Genomic DNA, 22,239 nt, shown 5'->3' with positions numbered 1-22,239 from the left:
AGGCATAAACCCCCGAAAATCCGCAGGTTTATGGAAAATCCACTTGTTTTTGAAGGATCGGCGCCGAATCCGGCACAATCGGCCTGCGGGTTCGAATGGTGCTATGTTTCGTGTTTAGAAACAACCAGATGCGATTTTTTGGGGGGGTTTCCACAACGGAAACAATGCCACATTTTTGCCGAATCACTGCATCGGCCAAATCCGGCTCAAAAAGCCCCCCATAGCAGCGTGAGGCGGTTTCCCGCCGCCCTATTCGGTCGTCTCGACGATCAGCAATTCCCGTTCCGACGCGCCACGCGCGTGGTTCAACGCCGCCTGATAGTCGTCAGAGTGATAACAGGCCTCCGCGGCCTCCACGCTGGGGAACCTGGCAACCACGTTCCGAGGGCGTTCCTTACCCTCAAGCTGCACATAGCGGCCTCCGCGCGCGATGAAAGCGCCGCCGTGCTTGGCGATCGCCGGACCGGCAAGCTCGGCATATTTACCGTATGCCTCGTCGTCGGTAACGGTGACATGGGCGATCCAGAGTGCGGGCATCCTATCCTCCTATGACGGCTTTGGCCGCGGCGATGGCGGCATCTGCGTTGGCCGCATCCTTGCCTCCGCCCTGGGCCATGTCCGGGCGGCCACCGCCGCCCTTGCCGCCCAGTTCGGCCACAGCGGCACGCACGAGGTCAACCGCCGAAACGGTTTCCGTAAGGTCGTCGGTCACGCCCGCAGCCACGGCCGCCTTTCCGTCAACGTCCGCGATCAACAGAACGGCGCCGGAGCCGAGCCGCGCCTTATGTTCGTCGATGAGTGGCGGCAGGTCCCGCCCGGACACGCCCGAAAGCGCCTGCGCGAAGAAGGCCACGCCGCCCACATCCTCGGCTTCAGGTGACGCTGCACCACCACCCGACATGGCAAGCTCGCGGCGAAGCTGATCGACCTGCCCCGCCAGCGTGCGACGTTCGTCCAGCAGTGACTTCAGGCGCGCGAGCACGTCCTGCTCCGTCACCTTGAGAAGCCCTTCGACTTCGGTCATCAGCGCCTCGCGCCGGCGTAGTTCGGCCATCGCCGCATCGCCTGTCAGCGCTTCGATCCGGCGCACACCGGCAGCCGAGGCGGACTCGGACGTGAGGACGAACGCCCCGATGTCGCCGGTCCGCTTCACATGGGTGCCGCCGCAAAGCTCGATCGAGTAGGTTTCCTTGTCGATACCCTTGCCGGTCGGTGCGCGGCCCATCGAAACGACGCGCACCTCGTCACCATATTTCTCGCCAAAGAGCGCCTGAGCGCCGAGTGTACGCGCATCGTCCGGGGCCATGATCCGGGTCTCGACCGCCGTGTTCTGGCGGACATAGTTATTGACGTCGCGCTCGACGGTCGCGATTTCCTCGCGGCTCAGGCCCTTGTTGTGGCTGAAATCGAAGCGTAGCCGGTCAGGCGCGTTGAGCGAGCCACGCTGTGCCACATGGTCCCCCAGGGCCTCGCGCAGCGCTTCGTGCAACAGGTGGGTCGCCGAATGGTTCGCGCGGATCGCAGAGCGGCGCACATGATCGACGATCAACTCGGCCCCCTGCCCGCGTTCAAGCGTGCCTTCCTCCATCTCAGCGAAATGGATAAAGACGCCGGCCACTTTCTTCGTATCGGTCACGCGGGCGCGGCCGGTTTCAGTCTGGATGATGCCGGTGTCGCCAACCTGCCCCCCGGCCTCGGCATAAAACGGCGTCTGGTTCACGACGATCTGGACTGCCCCGCGATCAGCGGCATCAACCTGGGACCCTTCGGCGACCAGCGCCATTATCTGACCCTCGGCCTGCTCTGTGTCATACCCCAGGAATTCGGTCGTGCCCTTGTCCTCGGCGATATCGAACCACACGGTCGCATCCGCCGCTTCGCCCGACCCGGACCAGGCCGCGCGCGCCTTGGCTTTCTGTTCGGCCATCGCCGCGTCGAAGCCTTCGGTATCGACCAACCGGGACTTCTCTCGCAGCGCGTCCTGCGTAAGGTCCAGGGGGAATCCGTAGGTGTCATATAGTTTGAACGCCGCCTCACCCGGGAGCGCCGCGCCTTCGGGCAGCTTCGCGAGTTCATCGTCGAGCAGTTTGAGACCCCGGTCGAGCGTCGCCTGGAACCGGGTCTCTTCGGTCAGCAGCGTTTCCTCGATCATCGCCTGTGCCTGACCGAGTTCCGGATAGGCCTGCCCCATCTGGCGCACGAGTTCCGGGACCAGCCGATGCATGACCGGGTCCTTCGCCCCCAACAGATGCGCGTGACGCATTGCCCTGCGCATGATCCGCCGCAGGACATAGCCGCGCCCCTCGTTCGACGGCATGACGCCGTCGGCCATAAGGAAAGATGTTGAGCGCAGGTGATCCGCAATCACCCGGTGATGCACATTCTGGTCACCGTAGGGGTCGACACCCGTCGCGTGAGCGGATGCCTCGATCAGTGCCTTGAACAGATCCGTATCGTAGTTGTCGTGACTGCCCTGAAGCAGCGCGCCGATCCTCTCAAGCCCCATACCCGTGTCGATCGACTGCATGTCGAGCTCACGCATCGAGCCGTCCTCGAACTGCTCGTTCTGCATGAAAACGATGTTCCAGATCTCGATAAACCGGTCGCCATCCTCCTCAGGGCTGCCCGGCGGTCCACCCCAGATGTGGTCGCCGTGGTCATAGAAAATCTCGGTGCAAGGACCACAGGGTCCGGTCGGCCCCATCTGCCAAAAGTTGTCCGATGTGGCGATGCGGATAATCCGCTCCTCCGGAACGCCCACCTTCCTCCAGATCTCGAACGCCTCGTCATCGGTGTGATAGACGGTCGTATAGAGCTTGTCCTTCGGGATGCCGAATTCCTTGGTGATCAGCTCCCAGGCGAAGGGGATCGCCTCCGGTTTGAAATAGTCCCCGAAGGAAAAGTTGCCGAGCATCTCAAAAAACGTGTGGTGGCGCGCGGTGTAGCCCACGTTGTCGAGGTCGTTGTGCTTTCCACCTGCGCGTACGCATTTCTGCGACGTCGTGGCGCGCTGATAGTCACGGTGTTCGACCCCGGTGAACAGGTTCTTGAACTGGACCATGCCCGAGTTCGTGAACATGAGCGTCGGGTCGTTTCGCGGCACGAGCGGGGAGCTGTCCACCACTTCGTGACCGTTCTTCTCGAAATAACTTAGGAAGGTTGAGCGGATGTCGTTCAGGCTGGCCATGATATTCCGTGATCGGCTGTATTTTCAGGGGCGCGGGCCCATCCGGTCCCGTTTATCCGCGTGTCGCGGCACTGTCCACCACGACGAAAAAGGACGGGCCCAAGCCCGCCCTCTTTAGGATACTTTCCGCTACGAATGTGCGACGCGGGCCTTTGCCGGAGCTGGCCTTTTCTGACCGAGCTATTCTTCGACGACGTCGGCGTCGTCGTGATCACCCGGCCCCATGTCGAAATCGAGCCCGTGGGCCGCTCGGATCTTGTCCTCGATTTCGAAGGCGGTCTTGCTGTTCTCCTTGAGGTAATTCTTGGCGTTCTCGCGCCCTTGCCCGATCCGCTCATCACCATAGCTGAACCACGCACCTGATTTCTCGACCACGCCGGCCTTGACCCCGAGGTCCAGCAACTCGCCGGTCTTGGAGATGCCTTCACCGTACATGATGTCGAATTCCACCTGCTTGAACGGTGGGGCGACCTTGTTCTTGACGACCTTCACGCGGGTGGCGTTGCCGACCACCTCGTCACGATCCTTGATCGCGCCGATGCGCCGAATATCGAGGCGGACGGAGGAATAGAACTTAAGTGCGTTACCGCCCGTAGTCGTTTCGGGCGACCCGAACATGACGCCGATCTTCATCCGGATCTGGTTGATGAAGATGACCATGCAGTTCGACCGGCTTATGGAGCCGGTGAGCTTGCGCATAGCCTGGCTCATCAGGCGGGCCTGAACGCCAACGCTCGAGTCACCCATTTCACCTTCAAGTTCGGATTTGGGGGTCAGCGCGGCGACCGAGTCGACCACGACCATGTTCACGGCCCCGGACCGCACCAGCGTGTCGACGATTTCGAGCGCCTGTTCACCCGTGTCGGGCTGAGAGATCAGCAGCTCGTCAAGGTCCACGCCAAGGCGCTTGGCATATTGCGGATCGAGCGCATGTTCGGCGTCGACGAAGGCGCAGACGCCCCCCTTTTTTTGCTCTTCGGCCACACAATGCAGGGTCAGGGTCGTCTTGCCCGAGCTTTCCGGGCCATAGATTTCCACGATGCGGCCTTTCGGCAGCCCGCCGATTCCCAAAGCGATATCGAGGCCGAGTGACCCGGTCGACGTCGATGCGATCTCGGCCACCGGGTTGTCGGCGCCGAGCTTCATGATGGAGCCTTTGCCGAATTGACGTTCGATCTGTGCCAAGGCGGAATCGAGCGCCTTCTGCTTCTCGCTGTCGCGTTTCATATCAAGGTCCAGGAGGTTTGCGGTTGCCATGTTTTCCATCCTTATTCCACACCCGGAGCCGGGCAGCAATTGTTGCTCTTGTTCGCCTCTTGTTCTCGCTCTCTACATGAAGAACAAAAGTGAACACTTCAAGAAAATTCTACGCACCGATCCTGCATGTGTGATGGTTAACAAACCTTTGATGAACGAAATTTTCCGGGAAGCGGCGTGAAATCAGGGGGTTGGGTTCAGTGTATCTGCGCGGCGACGGTCGCCGTAAGCTCCGAGAGCGAGAAAGGCTTGGGCAGGAACACGGAATTGGGAATCCGCTTCTGATGCTCGGAAACCGATTCCTCGGCATAGCCGGACACGAAGACAACCTTGACGCCAGGCCGATCTTCGAGCGCCTTTGCGACCCACGTCGGGCCATCCATGCCGGGCATCACGACATCCGTCACCACGACGTCGACCTTCAGCTTGGGATCTTCCAACAGCGCGAGGGCCGCCTCGGCGCTGTCGGCCTCTACGACAGTGTAGCCACGCAGGCTGAGGGCGCGGGCTGCGAACGCGCGCACGGGCGCTTCGTCCTCGACTAGGAGCACGGTGCCGCCCCCTGACTGCAAATTGGGATCGTGAGTCGGCTTCGGCATCTCGCTTCCACGGGCCTTCTCGAGCGACGCTTCGATTTCCTCGCGCTTGTCTGCGATTGCGGCCGTGGCCCGCGCCTCGGCTTGTTTCAGCGCTTCTTCGGCAGCCATCATCGGCGCGAGAAGGTGATCAGGCGGAATTTCATAGACCGGGAAGTACAGCGTGAAGGTCGTCCCGGCGTTCTCGACCGAATCCACAAAGATGAACCCGCCCGACTGTTTGACGATGCCATAGGCCATGGACAGCCCGAGGCCCGTCCCCTTGCCTGCGCCTTTCGTGGTGTAGAACGGCTCGAAAATCTTCGAGACCTTCTCAGGCGGGATGCCGTGGCCGGAATCGACGACCCGAATGGTCACATAGTCGCCGCGTGGTACCCTTACCCGGTCGCGCTCCAAAGGCCGGTCGAGAAACACGTTTCGCACTTCGAGCCGGACGGTGCCGCCCTTGGGCATCGCATCACGGGCGTTCACGACGAGGTTCATCACGACCTGTTCCAACTGGCGTTTGTCAGCGCGCACCGGGCGGATCTCATGGTCATGGACATAGTCGAGCTTGACCTTCTCGCCGACAAGCCGGCCCAAAAGATGCGTGAGATCCGACATGCTGTCGGCCAGATCGATCACATTCGGTCGCAAGGTCTGCTTGCGGGAAAAAGCGAGCAACTGGCCAACCAGTGCCGCCGCCCGGTTCGAGTTTTGCGAGATCTGGGTGAGATCCGCGAAGTCGTCGTCAGCCTCGTCATGGCGCAAAAGAAGCAGGTCACAGTGCCCCGAAATCGCGGTCAGCAAGTTGTTGAAGTCATGCGCGACACCGCCGGCGAGTTGGCCGATCGCCTGCATTTTTTGGCTCTGGACAAACTGACCCTCGAGTGACTTGAGTTCGGTCGCGTCGCTCATGACGACGATAAGTGCGTCGCCGTCATCGTCGCGGGTGCGTTCCAGCGAGATTTGCAGGAATGTCTCATCATCGCGCAAGGCCGCGCGCAGAGTCTCCGTCCGGCCCAGGTTGCGTCCCATCCAGGCCTCCGTCAGCCAATCATCGACCGGCCTCCCCAACCCTTCGACCAGGTCAGACATTGCGCGCCCCGGTAAGTCCTCGGCCCCGAGGAGTTTGCGCGCCCGCGCGTTCGCGAGTGTCACCTTTCCGCTGCGCGCCAGTTTCAGAAGCGGCACCGGCAGGCTTTCCACGATCGCCCAGTTGCCCTGATCGATCACAGGGGCCTTCGGTTCGGGCAGCAGGTAGATTTCGCGCCGTCCCGCCGACATTTCCACCTCCGCCACGAGCACTGGACGCGTCCCCTGTGCGCCGTGGATAACGTGAACCTCGCCCGGTCGCAGGGGCAGATCTGTGAACACTCGGTCCAACGTGGACTCCCGCCCGCCGAGGAGCCGCCTCAGCGCTTCATTCATGTAAAGAATCGTGCCGGACCGGGAAGCGGTCAGCATCGGCAGGCCGATCCCGTCACCGGAATGACCCGGCGCGCGGGACGCCCCGATCTCTTCCAGACGCCACAGGTAAGCCTCGGAGCCCACACGGTGAACCGACACCTGAAGCTGCCCTCCACGGATCGCCACCGTCTCCCGCGCCGCACCGAGGGCAAGGGCCCGGTTTTGAAGGCGATAGAGCAGCGAAGCGGGCTCAAGGCACAACTCCCCGAGTAACGGCGCCAGTGTGCGCGCCCCATCCATCTGAAACGCTTCCTGCGCGGCGGCGTTCGAGAACCGGATTTCCCCGTCCGGATCGGTCATGACGGTTGGCGCGGTATCATCCGCGACCAGTGCCTGCGCCATCACTCTGAGATTGTCTTGCCGCGCGTCGTGACGCCATGTCAGGCCTAGCGCGATCAGGGCCAGGGCAATGAACGTCGTGCCCAGCAGCATCAGCCCGAGCGACGCCAGCGGCACGGTCACGACCCACGCCACCGCAAATGCGGTGAGTCCAAGAATGAGCAATATCCAAAGGCGCGGCACGAGGTCGAGCGCCGCCCGGGTGATGGGGCCGGGAGATAGAACGTCCTTGGCCAAGGGGCTCTCCACCTACGATGATTCGTCAGATCACAGTCAAACGCGGTCAACGTTAACACCAGTTTAAGGCGGGCTATGCCCGCTTTCCAGTGGCATGACCCACTTGGATACTACCGCAAGTTGTGCGCGCGGGCGAGCGTTGCAATAAAAAAACCGTCGCCGCCGTCGAGCGGCGTGAACCGGCGCCGGGCTTCGACATGCCAGTCACCGTTGCGGGCAAGGAACGCTGCAATTTGTTCGTCATTCTCGGCGTCCAGCAGCGAACAGGTCGCATAGGCAATCCGACCAGCGGAGCTGACAAATCCGGCGATCCGGTCGAGTATGTCGGCCTGCGTGGACTGCAAGGAACCGAGCGAAGCCTCGGAGAGGCTCCATTTGCCCTGAGGCGCTCGCCGCCAACTCCCGGACCCGGAACAGGGCGCATCGGCCAGAACGAGGTCGAAGAGACCATTCACTGCATCGGGCGGCGCGATTTCGATGTTCACACCGGCGCGGTCGGCGCGTCCTGGCAGATCGGACATGCGCCGCGGGTCGATGTCATGAGCCGTCACGTGGGCACCCCGCGCAGCAAGCGCGAGCGCCTTGCCGCCGCCCCCGGCGCAGTAATCCAGAACAGTGCAGCCAGGATACACGCCAAGCATGTCCACGACCGCTTGGCTTGCCGCGTCTTGCAACTCGACCAACCCATCCCGGTAGGCCCGCCCCAAATGCACACGCCGCGCGCCCTCTGTTACGGTGAGCGCAGTTTCGGACAGCGCATTGGGTTCTGCTCTCACCCCATCCCCCGCCAACATCTCGATGGCAGCCGCGCGTCCGATCCGGGCAATATTCACCCGCAGATGCACGGGCGCGCGGTGACGCAGCGTCTCGGCGACCGGAGCGAGATCATCACCGAGGCTTGCCCGCAGTGGCTCCATCAACCAGTCGGGGAGGTCCATGCGGACGGCTTCCGGCAGGGTCGCGACGTCCGGGGGTTGCATTTCTTCTTCGGTGAGCGGCAAGGGTGCATAGCCTTCGCCCGTGAATAGGGTCGCCGGGTCGAGACCACCGGCCCGAAGGCCGCCGATCACCAGACCGCGTCCTGTTTCAGAACCGCCGAGCGCTGCGAATGACCGGCGGCAGCGGACCGCGTCATAGACGATGTCGCGAATAGCAGCGCGGTCCTTGGACCCGGCGAACCGATTGCCCCGGGCCCAGCGGGTCAAGACCTGCTCCAGCGCACCACCGGCAAGCCAGTCGTCGAGAATCTCGATGGCGGCAGCGTGACGGGCGGCGGGAGTCATGGCTCACCCAAAACCCGAAGAACGCGCCCCAAGCCCCTCATCTGTCAGCCTATTCTGTAGTTCGGGCTTTCCCGCGTGATCTGCACGTCGTGGACGCACAGATCACACATGGAATTACAATAGGTTAGCGAGGCTTTGCATCTGTATTGCATCTATGTTTCACCCTTTCCGCTGCATCGGACCATTCGATATCCACTTTTGGATCGCCGAGGCGCAGGTCGAGTTCGCAATGCTTCTGTATCTCCGGCCACCACTCATCCTCAAGCACTTTTCGGATCGGATCAAGGTGAGCGAGCTTAGACCGCAAATAAATGAGAGTGGTCGGGCTGCCGTCGTTCTGTCGCATCTGCCGTCTTTCTTTCGTATCCAGCGCAGCGATATGGCCCGCCAACATAGAGAGGCTCTTTGCGGGCACGCGCATCTCAAGCCAGTCGATCAAAGTGTGCCGGATCGAATACCAATTCACCTTCTGCACATCCTCACCCAGCGCTCGCTTTGCAATTCGATTGATGATCTGCGTTCCGTTGCGACCGGTGAGACCTTCGGAACGAAAATGGATAAGATGTAGGTCAGGTCCCGCCGAAAGCGCTGCTTGAGCAGCAGCCCACTTCATCGGCCCGGTCACCGGAATAACCGGTCGATATTTTGTCGTCTGACTTTTGCCCGCCGGAAGAGTGTCTATTGCATCAAGATCCCACAGGACTTGTCCAACGAGCATTTCGGGAAAAACCCCGCTCCTGGTAGCGCATCCAAGCTCGAGCAGCATCATGTGAAGATGGTGAGGACATACACATGCGTCGATCAACTTGCCGATTTCTGCAAAGGATAGGTGACGCCCCTTCGGTTCGCGTTCCGTCGGCGCAGTCCGACCGGCTACGCGAATAACTGGAACCGGGTTCGGACCGACAATGATCCGCTCCTCCAGCAGGAAGTTCAACGTGGCTCGCGCAATATTCACGATGTCTTCAATGGTGTTGGGGTGGAGCGGCTCATTCCGCTTGCCGCGCTTCTCGTCTCGGTCGTCGCCGGTCCACCCCGCGAGCATACGATCTTTCATCGCCCTAATTGCGTCTGGCAACTGGTTGGCAGGCACCTTGGCCAGAGACGATTTGAAATACAGCTTGTATACCTCGTCAAGGCGTGTGGCACGCCCCAGCGAAAGGATTGGCTTCTTCTCACGGCAGTAGAAATGCCAGAGTTCTTCGAATGTGGGGTTGTTGGGGCGTTCGATTATATCGTCCGGTGATACCAACGCCGCCATTCGACGCCAAGCTTCCGCCTTCGCCCGTTCCAGGTCGCGCCCGAAACTCTCGGATTCCTGAACGCCAGTGTTCTTGTTCGTCCACCGGAGGTGGTAGGTATTCCGGTTCATTGCGACCGTGAAGTGGCCGATCCTGACAATTTTTTTCATAGCTGCAAAAATCTCCTTGGCTATCTATGGTGTGGTTTTTTTTCGATCTGGGCCGTCACCCAAGAATCCCGGCGCGCAAGGCTGCCTTGTCAGAGCTTCCCTGGTTGGTTCTCAGTCGAGACGACTGTGCCGTGTGAACTTGATGATTGGGTTGGATCTCCTGCGACGTTTCCCACTCAAGGAGCGAAGCCTTGAGATAACGCGCAGGTTTTCCTTTTAGATGGGGAATTCGCTCCGCTCGACGCAAGCCGCGAACAGTCGAGTGCCCGATCCTTAAAAAATCAGCAGCTTCTGCCTCTGTCAGGATTTCCGGCGAGGTGAAAGGCGCGCCATGCCCGAGGGGCTCCCGGCCCGCTACTTCTACTGCGACACCTGCCCTTCGTCTCCTCGCCCGAATGTAATCCAGCAAGTCTTCGCGCAGGTAGAGTATTTCCGAGTGAATATCCACATAGACGATATCGCCAGCGACTCGGAGGCGCTCCAGCACCTCCTCTTCGCAGCGAATAAAGGCCGCAGCCTCCGCATGTGTCATAATCTCGTCCATGCCCCGGATATGGGTTGAATGAAATTTACGACTCCATGCGGATAGCGTTTTTTTCGCGAAGCAGTGAAAAAAGATTACGCGGTGGCCATTTAGGCAAACCTGAACCGATTGACAACCAAGGCCCCAGTAGAGTTAGGGCCTTCGTTGTCATCTTTTCAACTTCCGCCAGACCAATCAGATTTCTCTTGCCAGTTGCAGATTGAGAAGCTCAGCTAAACGCGCGCCCATCCAACAGAGCGCGGCATCCAGATCAGGCCAGCCTGGTGCTGCGAACTGATCGAGCTGAACTGGAGCCTCCGCAAGGCAGCGCTCGGCTTCCGCAAGATGAGCCAGGGCGTCTTGAATCCGGCTCGGGGTAAACCGAGCGCTGGTCCACAAGGCCGCAATCCGTTCAGCGGAATCTTGCTCGTTTATGAGCTTCAAGAGCGTCACGAGAGTGCTCTGGTTTTGTTCCAGGAACCGCAATACCGCGGCTGCGAGGGCGTCCGCCTGAACAGGCTGCCCCGGGAAGTTTTGTTGTGCCGTCATCGGCTTCTCCTGGCGAGCGGCGCTGATCGAGGGACCAGTCACTATCCGTCGCCGTCAAGTGGCCGCCTTCACAGGCGGCCATTAGGCCATTCACGCCTCGATCGGCGGAAGTTTTTTCCGAGCGACCCAACGTCGACGACGTTCGACGAGTGACAGCGCGGCCCGAAGCTGATCCGTGAGCAAACAGATATTGGGAACAACGGGATCATTCGGGTCGATGAGAGCGAAGAACCCCATGAACGGCTTGTCGGGATCATCTGCCTCTTCAAGCGCGAGCAGGCCGAGCACCTGTCTCAGCAAAAATCCAGTCTGATTGTCGATCATTTGGTTTGCTTCCAAGCGAGCGGCGCACGTGTCGACGATCCGGCTCGCGTCGCAGCCACCGAGTAGTCGGGCAGCGTGCCATATCTCGGCCTGCTGTATCCGAAATAGATCTATCACCGGCTTGGCCGCGAATATCTCAGCTGCGGCTTTCTTCTCATTTTTATTTTCGAGTATCTTGTTAAAAGTCATCTCTCGTCTCCAAGTGGGTTTCCACATCGGTGTGTGTGTCAAGAAAACCTGGAGGACCTTTTTTCTACTGAACTCGTTCTGCGAACGGTCCTCGAGCGGCTTCACCCGAAAAGCCCGCGAGACCGAAATCGCAGAAATCATCCGAGAAATTGGGTATTCCGACCGTGCAACGCTACAATCGGTTACTTCACGCAAGTCGTCTGCCGATCAACCCTGCTGAATTCTGAGACTAACCTACGCTGCGTAGAAACGACGACAGCTACCCATGATCTCTCGTCGGCAGCCCACTACGTGCTGCAATCTGGTTTCTCGCGTCCTGCCAAATGCCTTGCGCGGCGGCTCCGGTGCAGTCGGCCCGGTAGGCTTGGCCTGCCGTCTTGGTGCCGTGACCAAGGTGCGTAGCAATTATGTCCGCAGCACGAGCCGGATCGTGCCGCCGCATGTAGTCAGCAGCGAATGTCCTCAAGTCGTGCGAAGGAACGCCGATCGCGGCCTTGGTCAGCTCCGTGGGGAGATTACGATATGCTTGCTTCTCGCTCAAAGTCAGCCAGTTGCATCCGACGAGGTCTTGGTAGCGGAGATGAACCAAGCGGTCCGGGCGGCCATCGAGAATCCACTCGTCGAGGATGTCGCAAACTTCCGGCCAAATCACACCTGTTTCCGTCTTGCCTCCGGTCTTCTCCTGTTCCCAAGTTGCACGCCACGTTCCGTCGACGTCCCGGACGATCTGGTTGCCGATGCACCATGTAACCAAATCTCCCTTGCGCGTTGGCTTGTTGAGAATGACGGCACAGACAACAGCCTGTTGCATACACCGGCGGCGCGCGGCACTGTGTGCTGGCAGATCGTGAGCCCGCTCCCGAAGCGTGCGGATCCTGTCAGCCACGTGCCCGAAACCACCCCGTTCCATCAGAGAGGAGAGGCGTTCTTGCTTGTTCTTCTCCGAGAGAGCCGCCTGGTCGCGCAGATCGTCAAGGATGACGCGCATGGCAATAAGGCTGTCCTTCTCAGCACCGCCATAAGTGCCCAGAGCGAGCAAGCCCTCAATGTAGTTCGCGGCCGTGACCGGCTTCACGCGCTGTGACTCGTTCGGATGAGACAGGAAAGCCTCCGACAGTTCGCACGCCGCGATAAAGCCGAGTTCCTCGGACGCCAAGCCTTCGGCGACGATAGCGGCACAGCGGTCAATGCTGGCGAGGTAGCGTTTTCGGCTGCTCGGTTTGATCGGCGCGACTTCCAGCTCGCGCAGCATGCTTTGCCACGTTTCTGGCCAGTCGACGTGTGTCGACGCTGTAGCCGCTGGGACCTTCTGCGAGATTGATGTCTTCCGAACGGAATACCACTCGTCGCTGACCACCCGCGCCTGCGCCGTCGACACGTGCGGGGCATATTTTGCAAGCGCTCGCAGCAAGCCACGAAAGGTGGATTCCGAACGAGCGGCCCGCCTGTAAGCCTCCGCGGGCGGCATACTCACGTTACCTTTGACCTCGCGGACTGCCGACCAAAAGCGCCCCATGACGTGCCCTGCGCCGGGCGCAAGGCGGTCTGCGTCCTCCCTCATCGCGCGTCGGACGGCCTCCGGCGCGTCTTTTAGGCACTCTCTGAGATCGCCCCTCATGTCAGATCCTCCCCTTCATGCGTGCAAAAATGTCCGGATGATGCGCGAGTAAGGACTCGCGAACGGCCATGGCGGCAGCCTCGCCGCTATCCTTCCCATAATGTCGTCTCGCCACTTGCTCTGTATTTGCAAGCACCGATGCGACCGTGGCGAAATCACCTGGCCGAACCGCCAGCATCAGAGTGGCCAGGGCATGGCGGCATTGATGCGGTGTCAAGCCGAGGCCAAGCTGCCGGTCCCCAAGGTCCCACAGCTCCATGATCGCTGCGACCGACATGCAGCCGGAAGGCATATTCAACGTAGACTTGCGCAGCCTTGGCGCTGCGGTCCCCGGGAACAAATACGGCGATGCATCAATGCCCCGCAGTTTCATCAGCGACGGACGGTGAATCCGCTCCCACTGCCACAAAATGCGGGCGTCGTTGCCACGCACGTGAACGATAATCGCCTCACCGTTCTTGACCTCTCCACCGGAAAATCTGATTTCGGCGTGCTCCTCTTCAACAATCCAGGTGAGATTGCGAGGGCAGCCAGGGGTTGCTTTATTGCGGGTCATAAACAGATTTGCAGGCCGCAGCGCCCGGCTGACTTGGATCGCGTAGGCCGCCGAACAGGCTGAAAGGCGCAGTCCACGGTCCCGCGCGAAATCGGTCGTCGCCTGTGCGAGTTCATGGGCAGCAATCTCGCTAAGCCGCGACGGAGCGTTCACGAAAGTTGCAGCAAGATGCGGGGATTTGCGAAGACGATCGCAGATCGCTTCTGCGTCGGCCGTCATCTCGATCGGCGACAACACGAAGTCCGAATGAAACATCTTCACGAGATCAATGCGGGCGAGGATTTCCTGGTCGCGAAGACCGTGACGCGCGATCGTCGTGAGATTGGTGAAGCGTGACCACAGCGTCGAACTTTCGTCCGGCTTTTTGAGCGTGTCCGAAGCCTCGCTCCGCGCGATCTGTGCCTCGCACGCCGCTTCGAGTGCGTCAGTCGAGAAGAGCTCTCGCAGATTGGTTAGCCCTGCGAAGCCGCTTTCCGGGGAGAAACTCTCTCGCAGCAGCCAGGTCGTCGCTTGACGATATCCGGCTGTTGCGGTCGCGATGTTCCGAGGAGACTTCTTCTTGTGTCCACGTCGCGCCGAGATCTCGGCGTTGATTTCGGTGGCTGGTCGGCCGAGGCGCATCTGTTCCTTCGCCCACGTTTTCATGTCGGCTGGCTGGCGCAGGGTCTGACGGAACACCTCCTCGGCATCTGCACGAAAATCCGCAGGCAACGTCTCCCAGGGAATGCGGCGCGCCCGGTCGGTGGCGGCCGGCACCACAAAATCTTCGCGCGGCAGCAGGACGGCAAGCTCTGGCCATGTGTTGTGCCCGCGACGAAGTTCCTCAACCCGCCGCGCAAACTTTCTCAGAGATTTCCGCCCGTCAGGCGTCGCGTCGCACCACAGCCGGTCGAACTCCGCTTGGTCGAGGTCCGGCAAGGTAAGACGAGCCCGCGCCCGGACCAGGAGAAACGGCTTGTGGGTGCTGGTGGTGAAGAGAGCGCCGCTGTCGACGAACCCCTCGTTCTCTACGATGAACCCGATGGCCTTGTCATAGCTCGCGCGGGCGCCCGCGTCCGGGGTTTCATGACCGCGCGCCGCAAGAAACCTTTGCAGAGCGGAGCGGACACGGGAATTCCCGCGCTTGCGCGCCGCGTCGAGATCTTTCGAGCGGGAGACGGCCCCATAGGGCGAGACCGCAATCACTTTTTCGAAATAAGCGAGGTCAGCCGGAACCAAATCCAACTCTTCCCCGGTCAGATCGAGACGCGTGGAGATTTTCTCGATCTCATATACGGTATCGCGGTTCTCGTCGGCCTCCCTCGCCCATTCCAGAAACTCATGGAAGTTCGGGCCTGCGGCGCTATCCAGTGTGCGGTCGTGCTTCATTTTTTGCTCTCCAGGGTTTCGGCCACGCGGACCGCCTTCAAGCAAAAAGGCGGCCTGCGGGGTCCGAGCCATGGACCTCATCCGGTCCTTTCAGGAGATCGCGCCCGGCGGGGCGCTTCGCACAGTCTGTCGTAATTTTCCCTCGTTTCGCAGTATCGTCCCCAAGCATAACTCCGATTTATGTTCGGGGACCTGTGTGCGACGGAGCAAGTCTTCCCGCTCGTGTCCAACAAAGTCAGGTCGCCGTTGTGCGAACAATCGACGCCGAACCTATTTCCACCATCCCGCCGGGAGATCGACGTTTCGCAATTTCAGCCAGTCGGTGACGTCATGAGGATTGCACCGCACAACGCCAAAAACATTGCGGCACGGCAGCCCGCCTTCAATCCAGCGCTCAACCGTTTTCACGCTGACCCGCAGTGCGCCCGCGATCACCTTCTTCGGCAACAAATCTGCTTTGTAGCGATCCATGACGGCGCGCTTGGGCATAGGTCCATTCTCACACGCCCAGACGTCTGGCCAGTCGAACCGGTAGACACGCCCAAGACATATCGCATCAATGTCGCCACACTTGATCTTCCGACGGATTGTATCCGGGCGCAAAGCGTAGTGCTTCGCAACATCCTCAACTGAAAGCATTTTTTCTCCTCACCAGCTTCTCAAGAGAAATAGGGAAAGAAAATGCGGGATCCAAATTTCCTACCCGTTGCCCTGAGCAGAGGTGTGTCCTGCCAATAAGAAATATCTATTGAGCGCACACACCTATGAAGTGCTGTCACCCGCGTTGAAATAATCACAACACATGTTTTGGCGCCCATATCCGCGGGACTAATTCAAACGGGAACCCGCGAGGACCCGTATGAATACTGCCAATCAACTCGACAATCCCACGCCTGCCCCGAACTGGCTTGAGCCGGAAGTGGCACGCGCGAAAATCTCTAAGACCATCGACGACTTTTTGGTGGAGGCTGTGAATTTCCTTCCGAGCGATGAACTTCCCGCGCCCGCTTTAGCGATGCAAGTCACGGCCGGCCTTGGCAAAACGTCCGGGATGCTTGCCGCGATCGCAAATCGCGCAGACGCGCTTCTCGGGCGTGGACATGTGCTGATTTACGCACCGACGCTCGAACTTGCGGAACGCGCTTTCCACGACTTTCGGCGCTTGAACCACAATGCCCCCGCGCGGGTCATCAGGGGTCGCCAGGCGATAAACCCAGAAACCCTCAATCCGATGTGCGAAAAGCATGAACTCGCAAGTCAGATTTCCGGATTTGTGCCGTCGGTGACCCAATCACTTTGCCGATCGGTCAAGGAAGACGGGACTTTTGTTCGGGCCAAATGCGCGACCAAATGCCCATACCTCGAACAGAAAGATCGACGCGGCGCTCACGTCGTTTTCTTGTCACATGCATATCTCACTGTAGAACCCCCGATCGATCGAGAAATTCCGATCGCGCTTAGGGTTGTTGACGAGAAAGCTTGGCCCGCGCTCACATCCAGGACCGAATTGACGATCGACGCTTTCACTCGCTCACCGAACGAAAACGCGTCACCAGAGTTGGCTGAAAGTATGTCCAAAGCCAAGGCTTCGATTGTTGACGGTCTTAGACGCTCGCAGCCGATCGCAAGTCATACTCGCGCATCAGGTGTGTCGACTGATCTGCTTGAAGAACTCGCAGAACAAGAACGAATTTCCCGAAATTTCATAGAGATCGATCCGACTCTTGCGCCCATGCTTGCTTTTAGTCGCAGCGCGAAGTTTGACAGGAAACGCTTCGCCGCATCGCGGACGCGAGAGAGAATACTTCGACGGATTGCAGAAAAGGAGACTGGTCACTGCAATGATCTCAGCTTGATCACGAAGACTGTGAACGGTGAAGAGCAGCAATTCGTCCAGCTCAATCGTCTACGGCGCATCTCAAACGACGCTCCAATCCTTTTCCTCGACGCTGATGCGAGCCCGGAGATCATCGAACGAATTGCGCCTGGATCAAAATTTGTATCTGTTCAATCTCAGCCTATCGCCGACGTAATCCAACTGTCGGACCTGACACTGTCAGACAGTTGGATCGGAGACGAGGAAAAAGGGCCTGATCGGCGCACAAGCATCCGAAAGATTATTAGGCGCGAAACGGAGCTCGTTGATCCCAGCAAAGTTCTTGTCGTGTCAACAAAGTCCGTTCTCAAACTCTTCACGGACGATGCCCAACACAGCGAGTTCGATGGAGCGGAGCAGTCAGATCATGCCTTTTTGGGATGCGTTTCGAGGTGGTTTGGGCCGAATACACAGGGTTCGAACGACTTCGAAGAGTTTTCGACGGTGATCGTCATTGGTAGGCTTCAACCGAGGCCCGCTGCTATTGAGTCGATTGCGCGTGCGATTTTCCGTGAAGACGATAATCCGGTGATGAGTTTCACCGAAGGTCCGTTGCCGGAGCACAGAACTACGCGTTTGCTCACCGACGGCAGCATGCATGATGCGACCTATCGCCAACACCCGGACAGGCGCGCCGCCACTATCTTATCTCAGTTCCGCGAGCACGCAACACTGCAAGCCATCGCTCGGCTGCGGCTCGTATCGCCAAACCAACCCAAGCGTGTGATCATACTGAGCAACCTGCCCTTGCCCGGCTTCCCGATCAGTCGGCTCGCAACATTTGAAGCTTTGGAAAAAGGCTTGGAGGAAGAGCCAGACGTGCCAGGCTACCTGAAAATGGAAAAGGCTCTTAAAGCCATCGCCGATCGACCGGTGTGCGGCACTCGACTTTCAGCGAGCGGACTTGCCGAGGATCTTCCTCGGGACTTCATTTCTGTGGATGCCGCGAAGCACTTTCGGCGCGGTCGAGCCTCAATTGCGTTATCCGAACTTTGCGGTCGGATATGCTCGCGGAATGGCTGGCCCGTGACCAAATTGTCATTGCGCGCGCCCGGCGGAGGAAAAGCCACTCCAGCAATCATACTCAGTCCAAGAAGAGATGCTCTCACTCTCGCACGCCAGTTCTGGCCGAGTTTTTCCTGTGATCTCGCATAATTTGTCGCGGCAAGTTTTGTCTTGTCGCAAAAATACCTACCTCTTTTTCAGCGGTCGACACCGCGACTTTACCAAACTCACTTTCGCAAAGACTTTGCGAAACTAAGCAAGAGAACTCGAATGACCGATAAAAAGATGGGACGCCCTAAGAAATACACGGAAGCACAAGTGGTCGAGGCCATTGGGATCGTGGAAGGGGCCGGCAAGGAACCGACCGGCGACAACGTAAAAGAAGCGATGTGCAAGGAATTGGGTGTATCCCAGGGCGTAAATCTGCAAAGTTTATCATCCGAGGTCGAACGACTCTTGGCGGACCGCGAAAGGGAGATCCGCGAACGGCGGATTTCTGCTTTGCCTCCGGCCTCAATCTCCGCAGCAAATCGGATTTCCGAGGTAGTCAACAATGCGGTCCTTGAACATCTCGGGGCGCAGCATGAACAGCTTCGAGCGATGAACGGTAAGAAACTTGCAGACGCCAGAACTGACATAAACACGCAGCGTGAACAAATGCGTGCGCTTCAGTCGTGTATTGATGAAAAGGACGCTTGCATCGCTGATCTGGAAATCGAGATCGAGCGCCTGCAAATCCAACTCGACGCTACGGAGAAAGAAGCTTCTTCTTTGAAAGGCAAGGTCGCCCAGATGAATCAAGAATCCGACCTTCAGGCGAAGGTCTTCAATATGCTTCAGGATGCTTTGGCCCGGACTGGTCAGGTGAAGCAAAGTTAAAATTGTTGTGGTCTTCAAGCGCCATTGGCCCTCCTCAGCAATCCGGACTGACCCAATGGGATGATACGGAGGATGCCCGGGAGTGGTGCCATTCTCGCATGGTTTCCTAAAAGCACTACGTATGCGGGACGGTCGCCCACAATCAAAGCGCCTTCACTTGCTCATAGATCTTCCTGAGGTGCTCGTCCGACATGTCGAGGATCGGCTCATACATGAATGAGTTCAGGTGAATGTTCTCGGGCGTCATGAGGACGACGCGGTCCATCACGGCCGTCGCATCATTCGTCGGGAAAAGCCTCTTGAAGCATCTGAGTAGCGCCGTCGTCTGCATCCCGCGGATGCCCGCAACAGTTTCCGGGTCGTTGATCTGCCCAATCATGTATTGCTCGGCACGCAGGCGGGTGGCGATGGACAGAACGATCTTGTTCTCGAAGTTCGCACCGTCGGCCTCGGCCAAACATGCATCGGCTTCTTGGTAAATCAGGTCGAGCGCGGTGCTGGCAGTTGGAGTGGCATTTCGTGCGTCAGCGCCGAAGATACGGTTGTAGAACTCGAACAGTTCAGCATCCGTGATAGTTGCAGTGTTCGGTTTTACGTGAAGGAGCGCAGTCAGGGCTCCGTAGTCAGGGTCTTGCTTGCCCTTCGTGAACTCCACAAGGTTGCGCATGAAAGGGATCGAGGCGATACGCTTCCGAGGTGCCGTGCCGAAGTGAACCTTCCAGTCATTGACGAAGATGTTCCTGACACCGACGGCCTGACTGACCTCGATACCGCCCTCTTTCTTGGCTACCATGAAGCAGCTGTCTCTTTTCAGAAAACGGCTCTCAAGCGTCCTGAAGAAGTCGAAGTTGTGGGTCAGAATGATCTGCCTGAAATTCTCGTCTTCGGAGATGTCTTTGAGATACTGGATGATGGCATACTTGTTTTTGTAGTCAAACGAGTCCGCAACATCATCGACAATCATTAGCGTTCTCTGGCCTGCTTTAATCCGAATTTGAACCTCGAAAATGATATTAAGGATGTATAACGCTTTCCTTTCGCCTGTGCTCAGGACTTCCAGCAGGGCGTTCTTGTCAACGTCCTTCCGATCATCTCCCTCTCTGAAGGTGAACCCAAGTTTCGGGATTTCGCCTTCGAGGACGGCCGAGGTGAGATTCTGCACGCTGAGTTCGAATGGAACGAAGAAGCGGCTGTTGAAGATATCAATAACTTCCTGCCACGCAGTGCGCTCGTTCCGTGCGGCTTCTTCGATCTGCTTCCTCTTCTCAGCTGCGTCTCGGATCTCCTGGATAAGCCGATCATAGGCGTCCCGGTGCTTGACTATGTAGCTCTTCCAAACTTGCTCCTTGAAGTTCCCGATGTTCGAGAGAGCGGGAACAATATCTTCTCGGTCGGAGATGAATGCGTTGAAGTCCCGCACGCTAACATTTCGGTGGAGCAACTTCTCGACGGCCTCGAACGTCTTGCGTAGCTTCGTGTCAGCCGCGATGCCTTCCTTCTCAGCTTTGACCAGGTCCTCGAGCTGCTGTTTCGTGGTAATCTCGACGTGCTGGTCCGCGTTCAGTCTGACGCTATGCGCGGCATCGAAGAATCCGTTGCTCTCGAGAGCTTTGGCAATCTCACTGGCATTGTAATACGTGAAGGTGCCGCGCTTGAAATAGGTGGACTGGTCGATGAGCTCGTTGAAGCGGATTACGTAGTCTTCAAGCGCTTCCTGCACTTGCTGCTTCTCCAACATCTCGACGACCTTCGGGTCGAATACCAGGTCGTAGGGGATATCAGCGAACGGCGCGTCGGACTGAATCTTGATTTCGTCATTTATTCGAATGACCGCTGTCAGGAACTGGTTCTCGGTCCGGGTGAACGTCGCCGATATCTCGGCAGCGAGATCTCGTTTGGAACCAGACTGCTCCTTCATGGCGTCAAGGAAAGCCCTCTTTGCTCCCTCGACACCAGCATTCAGCTTCTCGTAGTCTTTGCGTAGCGCGGCGTTCACAAGGAGCGTCGATGTATTCGCTCCGGGGCCGAACTCCTCGTCATATGGGCGCACGACCAGGATGGAAAGAGGATCAAGCTCTGCACCTGTCTCGTCGACTACCAAACGTTTCGTTTTGCGATCGGGGAACATCCGATCTGAGGACTTCTTCCCGTCCGCGATGTCTTGAAAGGTCTTTGCCAGTGATGACTTCATGGCACCGTTCGGGGCGTAGAAAGCCGCCGCTTGGCAATCTCTGAAGTCGAACGTGTGCTTGAGTCGGCGAATACCGTAGCAATGCTCAAGGTCGATCTTCAATTCTTCCATAGCCATTCCCCGACATATTGTTGCTTCCCTTTTTAGAAGCGAAGAAGGCAGCGTGTCACGGATTCGATGAAGCACGTCCCTGCCGAAGCCGGCGCGGTTCAGGTTTGATGGATCCTTGGATTACCCGGCGGCGAGGTTTACACGTGAATATGACCGAAAAGTTAGGGGGTGTCCGCAAACCGTGTTGGTGCGCTTCGTGATCTCATGAAATGGCCTATATTCCTCCGCTTTACCCGCGGAGGATGCCCTTGCTACACCACGACTTTCGCCGTTTCCTTAATGCCATCGAGCGCCTGAACCCGGCCCAGATCGAGGATGCCCAAACGAAGATCCGCGAGCTCCGGCGAAAGACGGAAGCGATCTCGGAGATCGAAGCACGGACAAACCAAGAACAAAAGTGCCCCTTCTGCGCCGACGAACGGCGCCAGAAGTGGGGCCGCACGCGGACCAAGATCCAGCGCTACCGATGCTCCGGCTGCAAGAAGACCTATTCCGGCCGCACCGGCAGCGCCATCGGCCGCATTCATCGCCCGGACCTGTTCATAGAGGTGCTGAGGGATATGCTGGGCAGCTCCGCGCCACAGTCGGTGCGCAAGCTCGCCAAGCAGCTCGACCTCAACAAATACACGGTCTGGCGCTGGCGGATGATCGTATTCTCGATCATCGGGAACAGCAGCGTAGCGGCAAGTTTCTCAGGAATCATCGAGGCGGACGAAACCTACCAGCGTGAGTCGCGCAAAGGTTCTCGCGAATGGGTTCGTCACTTCGCAGATCCGAAGAATGTCCCCGCGCCGCCCCGGCCCAGGTGGGAGGATTACACGACGAAAGGGCTAAAGATGATGCGGGGACTCTCCAGATGGCAGCTTCCCATACTTACGGTCGCTGACCGCGGAGGCGCGCACCTCTTCCGGCGCCTTCCGAACCGCAAGGGCGTGACGCTCGAGCGCGCGATGAAGCCGCTGGTGCCCGGCGATGCCGTGCTCTGCTCGGATGGTGCCAATGGCTACATGAATCTGGCGGCAGCAGTCGGCTTGGAGCACTTCGTCGTCGGCAGCAAACCAAGCACGCGCGTGGCCGCAGGATGCTATCATATCCAAAATGTGAACTCGCTTCACGCCCGCTATAAGAGCTTCATCAAGCCCTTCTGCGGACCGGCCACGAAGAACCTAAGCGGCTACATCCGCTGGCTGGAGGTGCGGCTGGCGGGCATGCGCGCAGCGGAGATCATCCGCGCATCGTAAACAAGCTGTCGTGCAAAGGTCCGCTCAGAGCCCAGACTCACCGATGCTGC

Annotated in this window: 16 protein-coding genes; 3 read left to right on the top strand and 13 right to left on the bottom strand. The window is 58.8% G+C overall.

What is annotated here, in order from left to right:
- Positions 1 to 249: 249 nt before the first annotated feature.
- The 12 genes from B2585_RS05005 to B2585_RS04950 all read right to left on the bottom strand — a co-directional run bounded on the left by B2585_RS05005 (position 250) and on the right by B2585_RS04950 (position 15,375).
- A complete protein-coding gene (locus B2585_RS05005) occupies positions 250 to 537 on the bottom strand; it encodes a DUF1330 domain-containing protein (RefSeq protein WP_292020663.1) in 288 nt (95 codons plus the stop codon).
- 1 nt (position 538) lies between these two features.
- Complete coding sequence (gene alaS / locus B2585_RS05000) at positions 539 to 3,187, bottom strand: alanine--tRNA ligase (RefSeq protein ID WP_292020661.1); 2,649 nt, start codon at positions 3,185 to 3,187, stop codon at positions 539 to 541.
- 180 nt (positions 3,188 to 3,367) lie between these two features.
- The gene (gene recA / locus B2585_RS04995; protein WP_292020659.1) at positions 3,368 to 4,444 is read right to left on the bottom strand and encodes a recombinase RecA; all 1,077 of its coding nucleotides are present in this window, start codon (positions 4,442 to 4,444) and stop codon (positions 3,368 to 3,370) included.
- Positions 4,445 to 4,641: 197 nt separating this feature from the next.
- On the bottom strand, positions 4,642 to 7,065 hold the full coding sequence (locus B2585_RS04990) for a hybrid sensor histidine kinase/response regulator (protein ID WP_292020657.1): 2,424 nt from the start codon (positions 7,063 to 7,065) through the stop codon (positions 4,642 to 4,644).
- A 110-nt stretch (positions 7,066 to 7,175) separates the two neighbouring features.
- Positions 7,176 to 8,348, bottom strand: coding sequence for an RsmB/NOP family class I SAM-dependent RNA methyltransferase (locus tag B2585_RS04985; protein ID WP_292020655.1), 1,173 nt, complete (start codon positions 8,346 to 8,348; stop codon positions 7,176 to 7,178).
- Between the two features lie 124 nt (positions 8,349 to 8,472).
- Positions 8,473 to 9,759: a hypothetical protein gene (locus B2585_RS04980; protein ID WP_292020653.1), complete on the bottom strand. Its 1,287-nt coding sequence runs from the start codon at positions 9,757 to 9,759 to the stop codon at positions 8,473 to 8,475.
- Between the two features lie 55 nt (positions 9,760 to 9,814).
- Positions 9,815 to 10,303, bottom strand: coding sequence for a helix-turn-helix domain-containing protein (locus tag B2585_RS04975; RefSeq protein WP_292020651.1), 489 nt, complete (start codon positions 10,301 to 10,303; stop codon positions 9,815 to 9,817).
- A 174-nt stretch (positions 10,304 to 10,477) separates the two neighbouring features.
- Entirely contained in the window at positions 10,478 to 10,831 is a 354-nt protein-coding gene (locus B2585_RS04970; RefSeq protein WP_292020649.1) for a hypothetical protein, read from the bottom strand.
- 90 nt (positions 10,832 to 10,921) lie between these two features.
- A complete protein-coding gene (locus B2585_RS04965) occupies positions 10,922 to 11,344 on the bottom strand; it encodes a hypothetical protein (RefSeq protein WP_292020647.1) in 423 nt (140 codons plus the stop codon).
- 259 nt (positions 11,345 to 11,603) lie between these two features.
- The gene (locus B2585_RS04960; protein ID WP_292020644.1) at positions 11,604 to 12,596 is read right to left on the bottom strand and encodes a hypothetical protein; all 993 of its coding nucleotides are present in this window, start codon (positions 12,594 to 12,596) and stop codon (positions 11,604 to 11,606) included.
- Between the two features lie 367 nt (positions 12,597 to 12,963).
- Positions 12,964 to 14,886 (bottom strand): site-specific integrase, encoded by a 1,923-nt coding sequence (locus tag B2585_RS04955; RefSeq protein WP_292020642.1) that lies wholly within the window; start codon positions 14,884 to 14,886, stop codon positions 12,964 to 12,966.
- 270 nt (positions 14,887 to 15,156) lie between these two features.
- Entirely contained in the window at positions 15,157 to 15,375 is a 219-nt protein-coding gene (locus tag B2585_RS04950; protein WP_292020641.1) for a hypothetical protein, read from the bottom strand.
- A 370-nt stretch (positions 15,376 to 15,745) separates the two neighbouring features.
- Between B2585_RS04950 and B2585_RS04945 the strand changes: the two genes are divergently transcribed.
- Entirely contained in the window at positions 15,746 to 17,917 is a 2,172-nt protein-coding gene (locus B2585_RS04945) for a hypothetical protein (RefSeq protein WP_292020639.1), read from the top strand.
- 120 nt (positions 17,918 to 18,037) lie between these two features.
- Positions 18,038 to 18,646, top strand: coding sequence for a hypothetical protein (locus tag B2585_RS04940; RefSeq protein WP_292020637.1), 609 nt, complete (start codon positions 18,038 to 18,040; stop codon positions 18,644 to 18,646).
- A 142-nt stretch (positions 18,647 to 18,788) separates the two neighbouring features.
- Here B2585_RS04940 and B2585_RS04935 read toward each other — a convergent pair whose 3' ends face one another.
- Complete coding sequence (locus B2585_RS04935; protein WP_292020636.1) at positions 18,789 to 20,948, bottom strand: hypothetical protein; 2,160 nt, start codon at positions 20,946 to 20,948, stop codon at positions 18,789 to 18,791.
- Between the two features lie 248 nt (positions 20,949 to 21,196).
- Here B2585_RS04935 and B2585_RS04930 point away from each other — a divergent pair, with 248 nt between their 5' ends.
- Positions 21,197 to 22,189 (top strand): IS1595 family transposase, encoded by a 993-nt coding sequence (locus B2585_RS04930; RefSeq protein WP_292020634.1) that lies wholly within the window; start codon positions 21,197 to 21,199, stop codon positions 22,187 to 22,189.
- The last annotated feature ends 50 nt before the right edge of the window (positions 22,190 to 22,239 follow it).

The sequence above is a fragment of the Maritimibacter sp. UBA3975 genome (assembly GCF_002384975.1).
Taxonomy (GTDB): domain Bacteria; phylum Pseudomonadota; class Alphaproteobacteria; order Rhodobacterales; family Rhodobacteraceae; genus Maritimibacter.
Note: the sequence above shows the minus strand (reverse complement) of the source record. Positions and strands in the feature narration are given on the sequence as shown.

Bases quoted from the DNA above. Each gene is read 5' to 3' on its own strand.
- B2585_RS04980 (WP_292020653.1), bottom strand. From the start codon at position 9,759: ATGAAAAAAATTGTCAGGATCGGCCACTTCACGGTCGCAATGAACCGG.
- alaS (WP_292020661.1), bottom strand. From the start codon at position 3,187: ATGGCCAGCCTGAACGACATCCGCTCAACCTTCCTAAGTTATTTCGAG.
- B2585_RS04965 (WP_292020647.1), bottom strand. From the start codon at position 11,344: ATGACTTTTAACAAGATACTCGAAAATAAAAATGAGAAGAAAGCCGCA.
- B2585_RS04940 (WP_292020637.1), top strand. From the start codon at position 18,038: ATGACCGATAAAAAGATGGGACGCCCTAAGAAATACACGGAAGCACAA.
- B2585_RS04985 (WP_292020655.1), bottom strand. From the start codon at position 8,348: ATGACTCCCGCCGCCCGTCACGCTGCCGCCATCGAGATTCTCGACGAC.
- B2585_RS04975 (WP_292020651.1), bottom strand. From the start codon at position 10,303: ATGGACGAGATTATGACACATGCGGAGGCTGCGGCCTTTATTCGCTGC.
- recA (WP_292020659.1), bottom strand. From the start codon at position 4,444: ATGGCAACCGCAAACCTCCTGGACCTTGATATGAAACGCGACAGCGAG.
- B2585_RS04935 (WP_292020636.1), bottom strand. From the start codon at position 20,948: ATGGAAGAATTGAAGATCGACCTTGAGCATTGCTACGGTATTCGCCGA.
- B2585_RS05005 (WP_292020663.1), bottom strand. From the start codon at position 537: ATGCCCGCACTCTGGATCGCCCATGTCACCGTTACCGACGACGAGGCA.
- B2585_RS04960 (WP_292020644.1), bottom strand. From the start codon at position 12,596: ATGCTGCGCGAGCTGGAAGTCGCGCCGATCAAACCGAGCAGCCGAAAA.
- B2585_RS04945 (WP_292020639.1), top strand. From the start codon at position 15,746: ATGAATACTGCCAATCAACTCGACAATCCCACGCCTGCCCCGAACTGG.
- B2585_RS04970 (WP_292020649.1), bottom strand. From the start codon at position 10,831: ATGACGGCACAACAAAACTTCCCGGGGCAGCCTGTTCAGGCGGACGCC.
- B2585_RS04955 (WP_292020642.1), bottom strand. From the start codon at position 14,886: ATGAAGCACGACCGCACACTGGATAGCGCCGCAGGCCCGAACTTCCAT.
- B2585_RS04950 (WP_292020641.1), bottom strand. From the start codon at position 15,375: ATGCCCAAGCGCGCCGTCATGGATCGCTACAAAGCAGATTTGTTGCCG.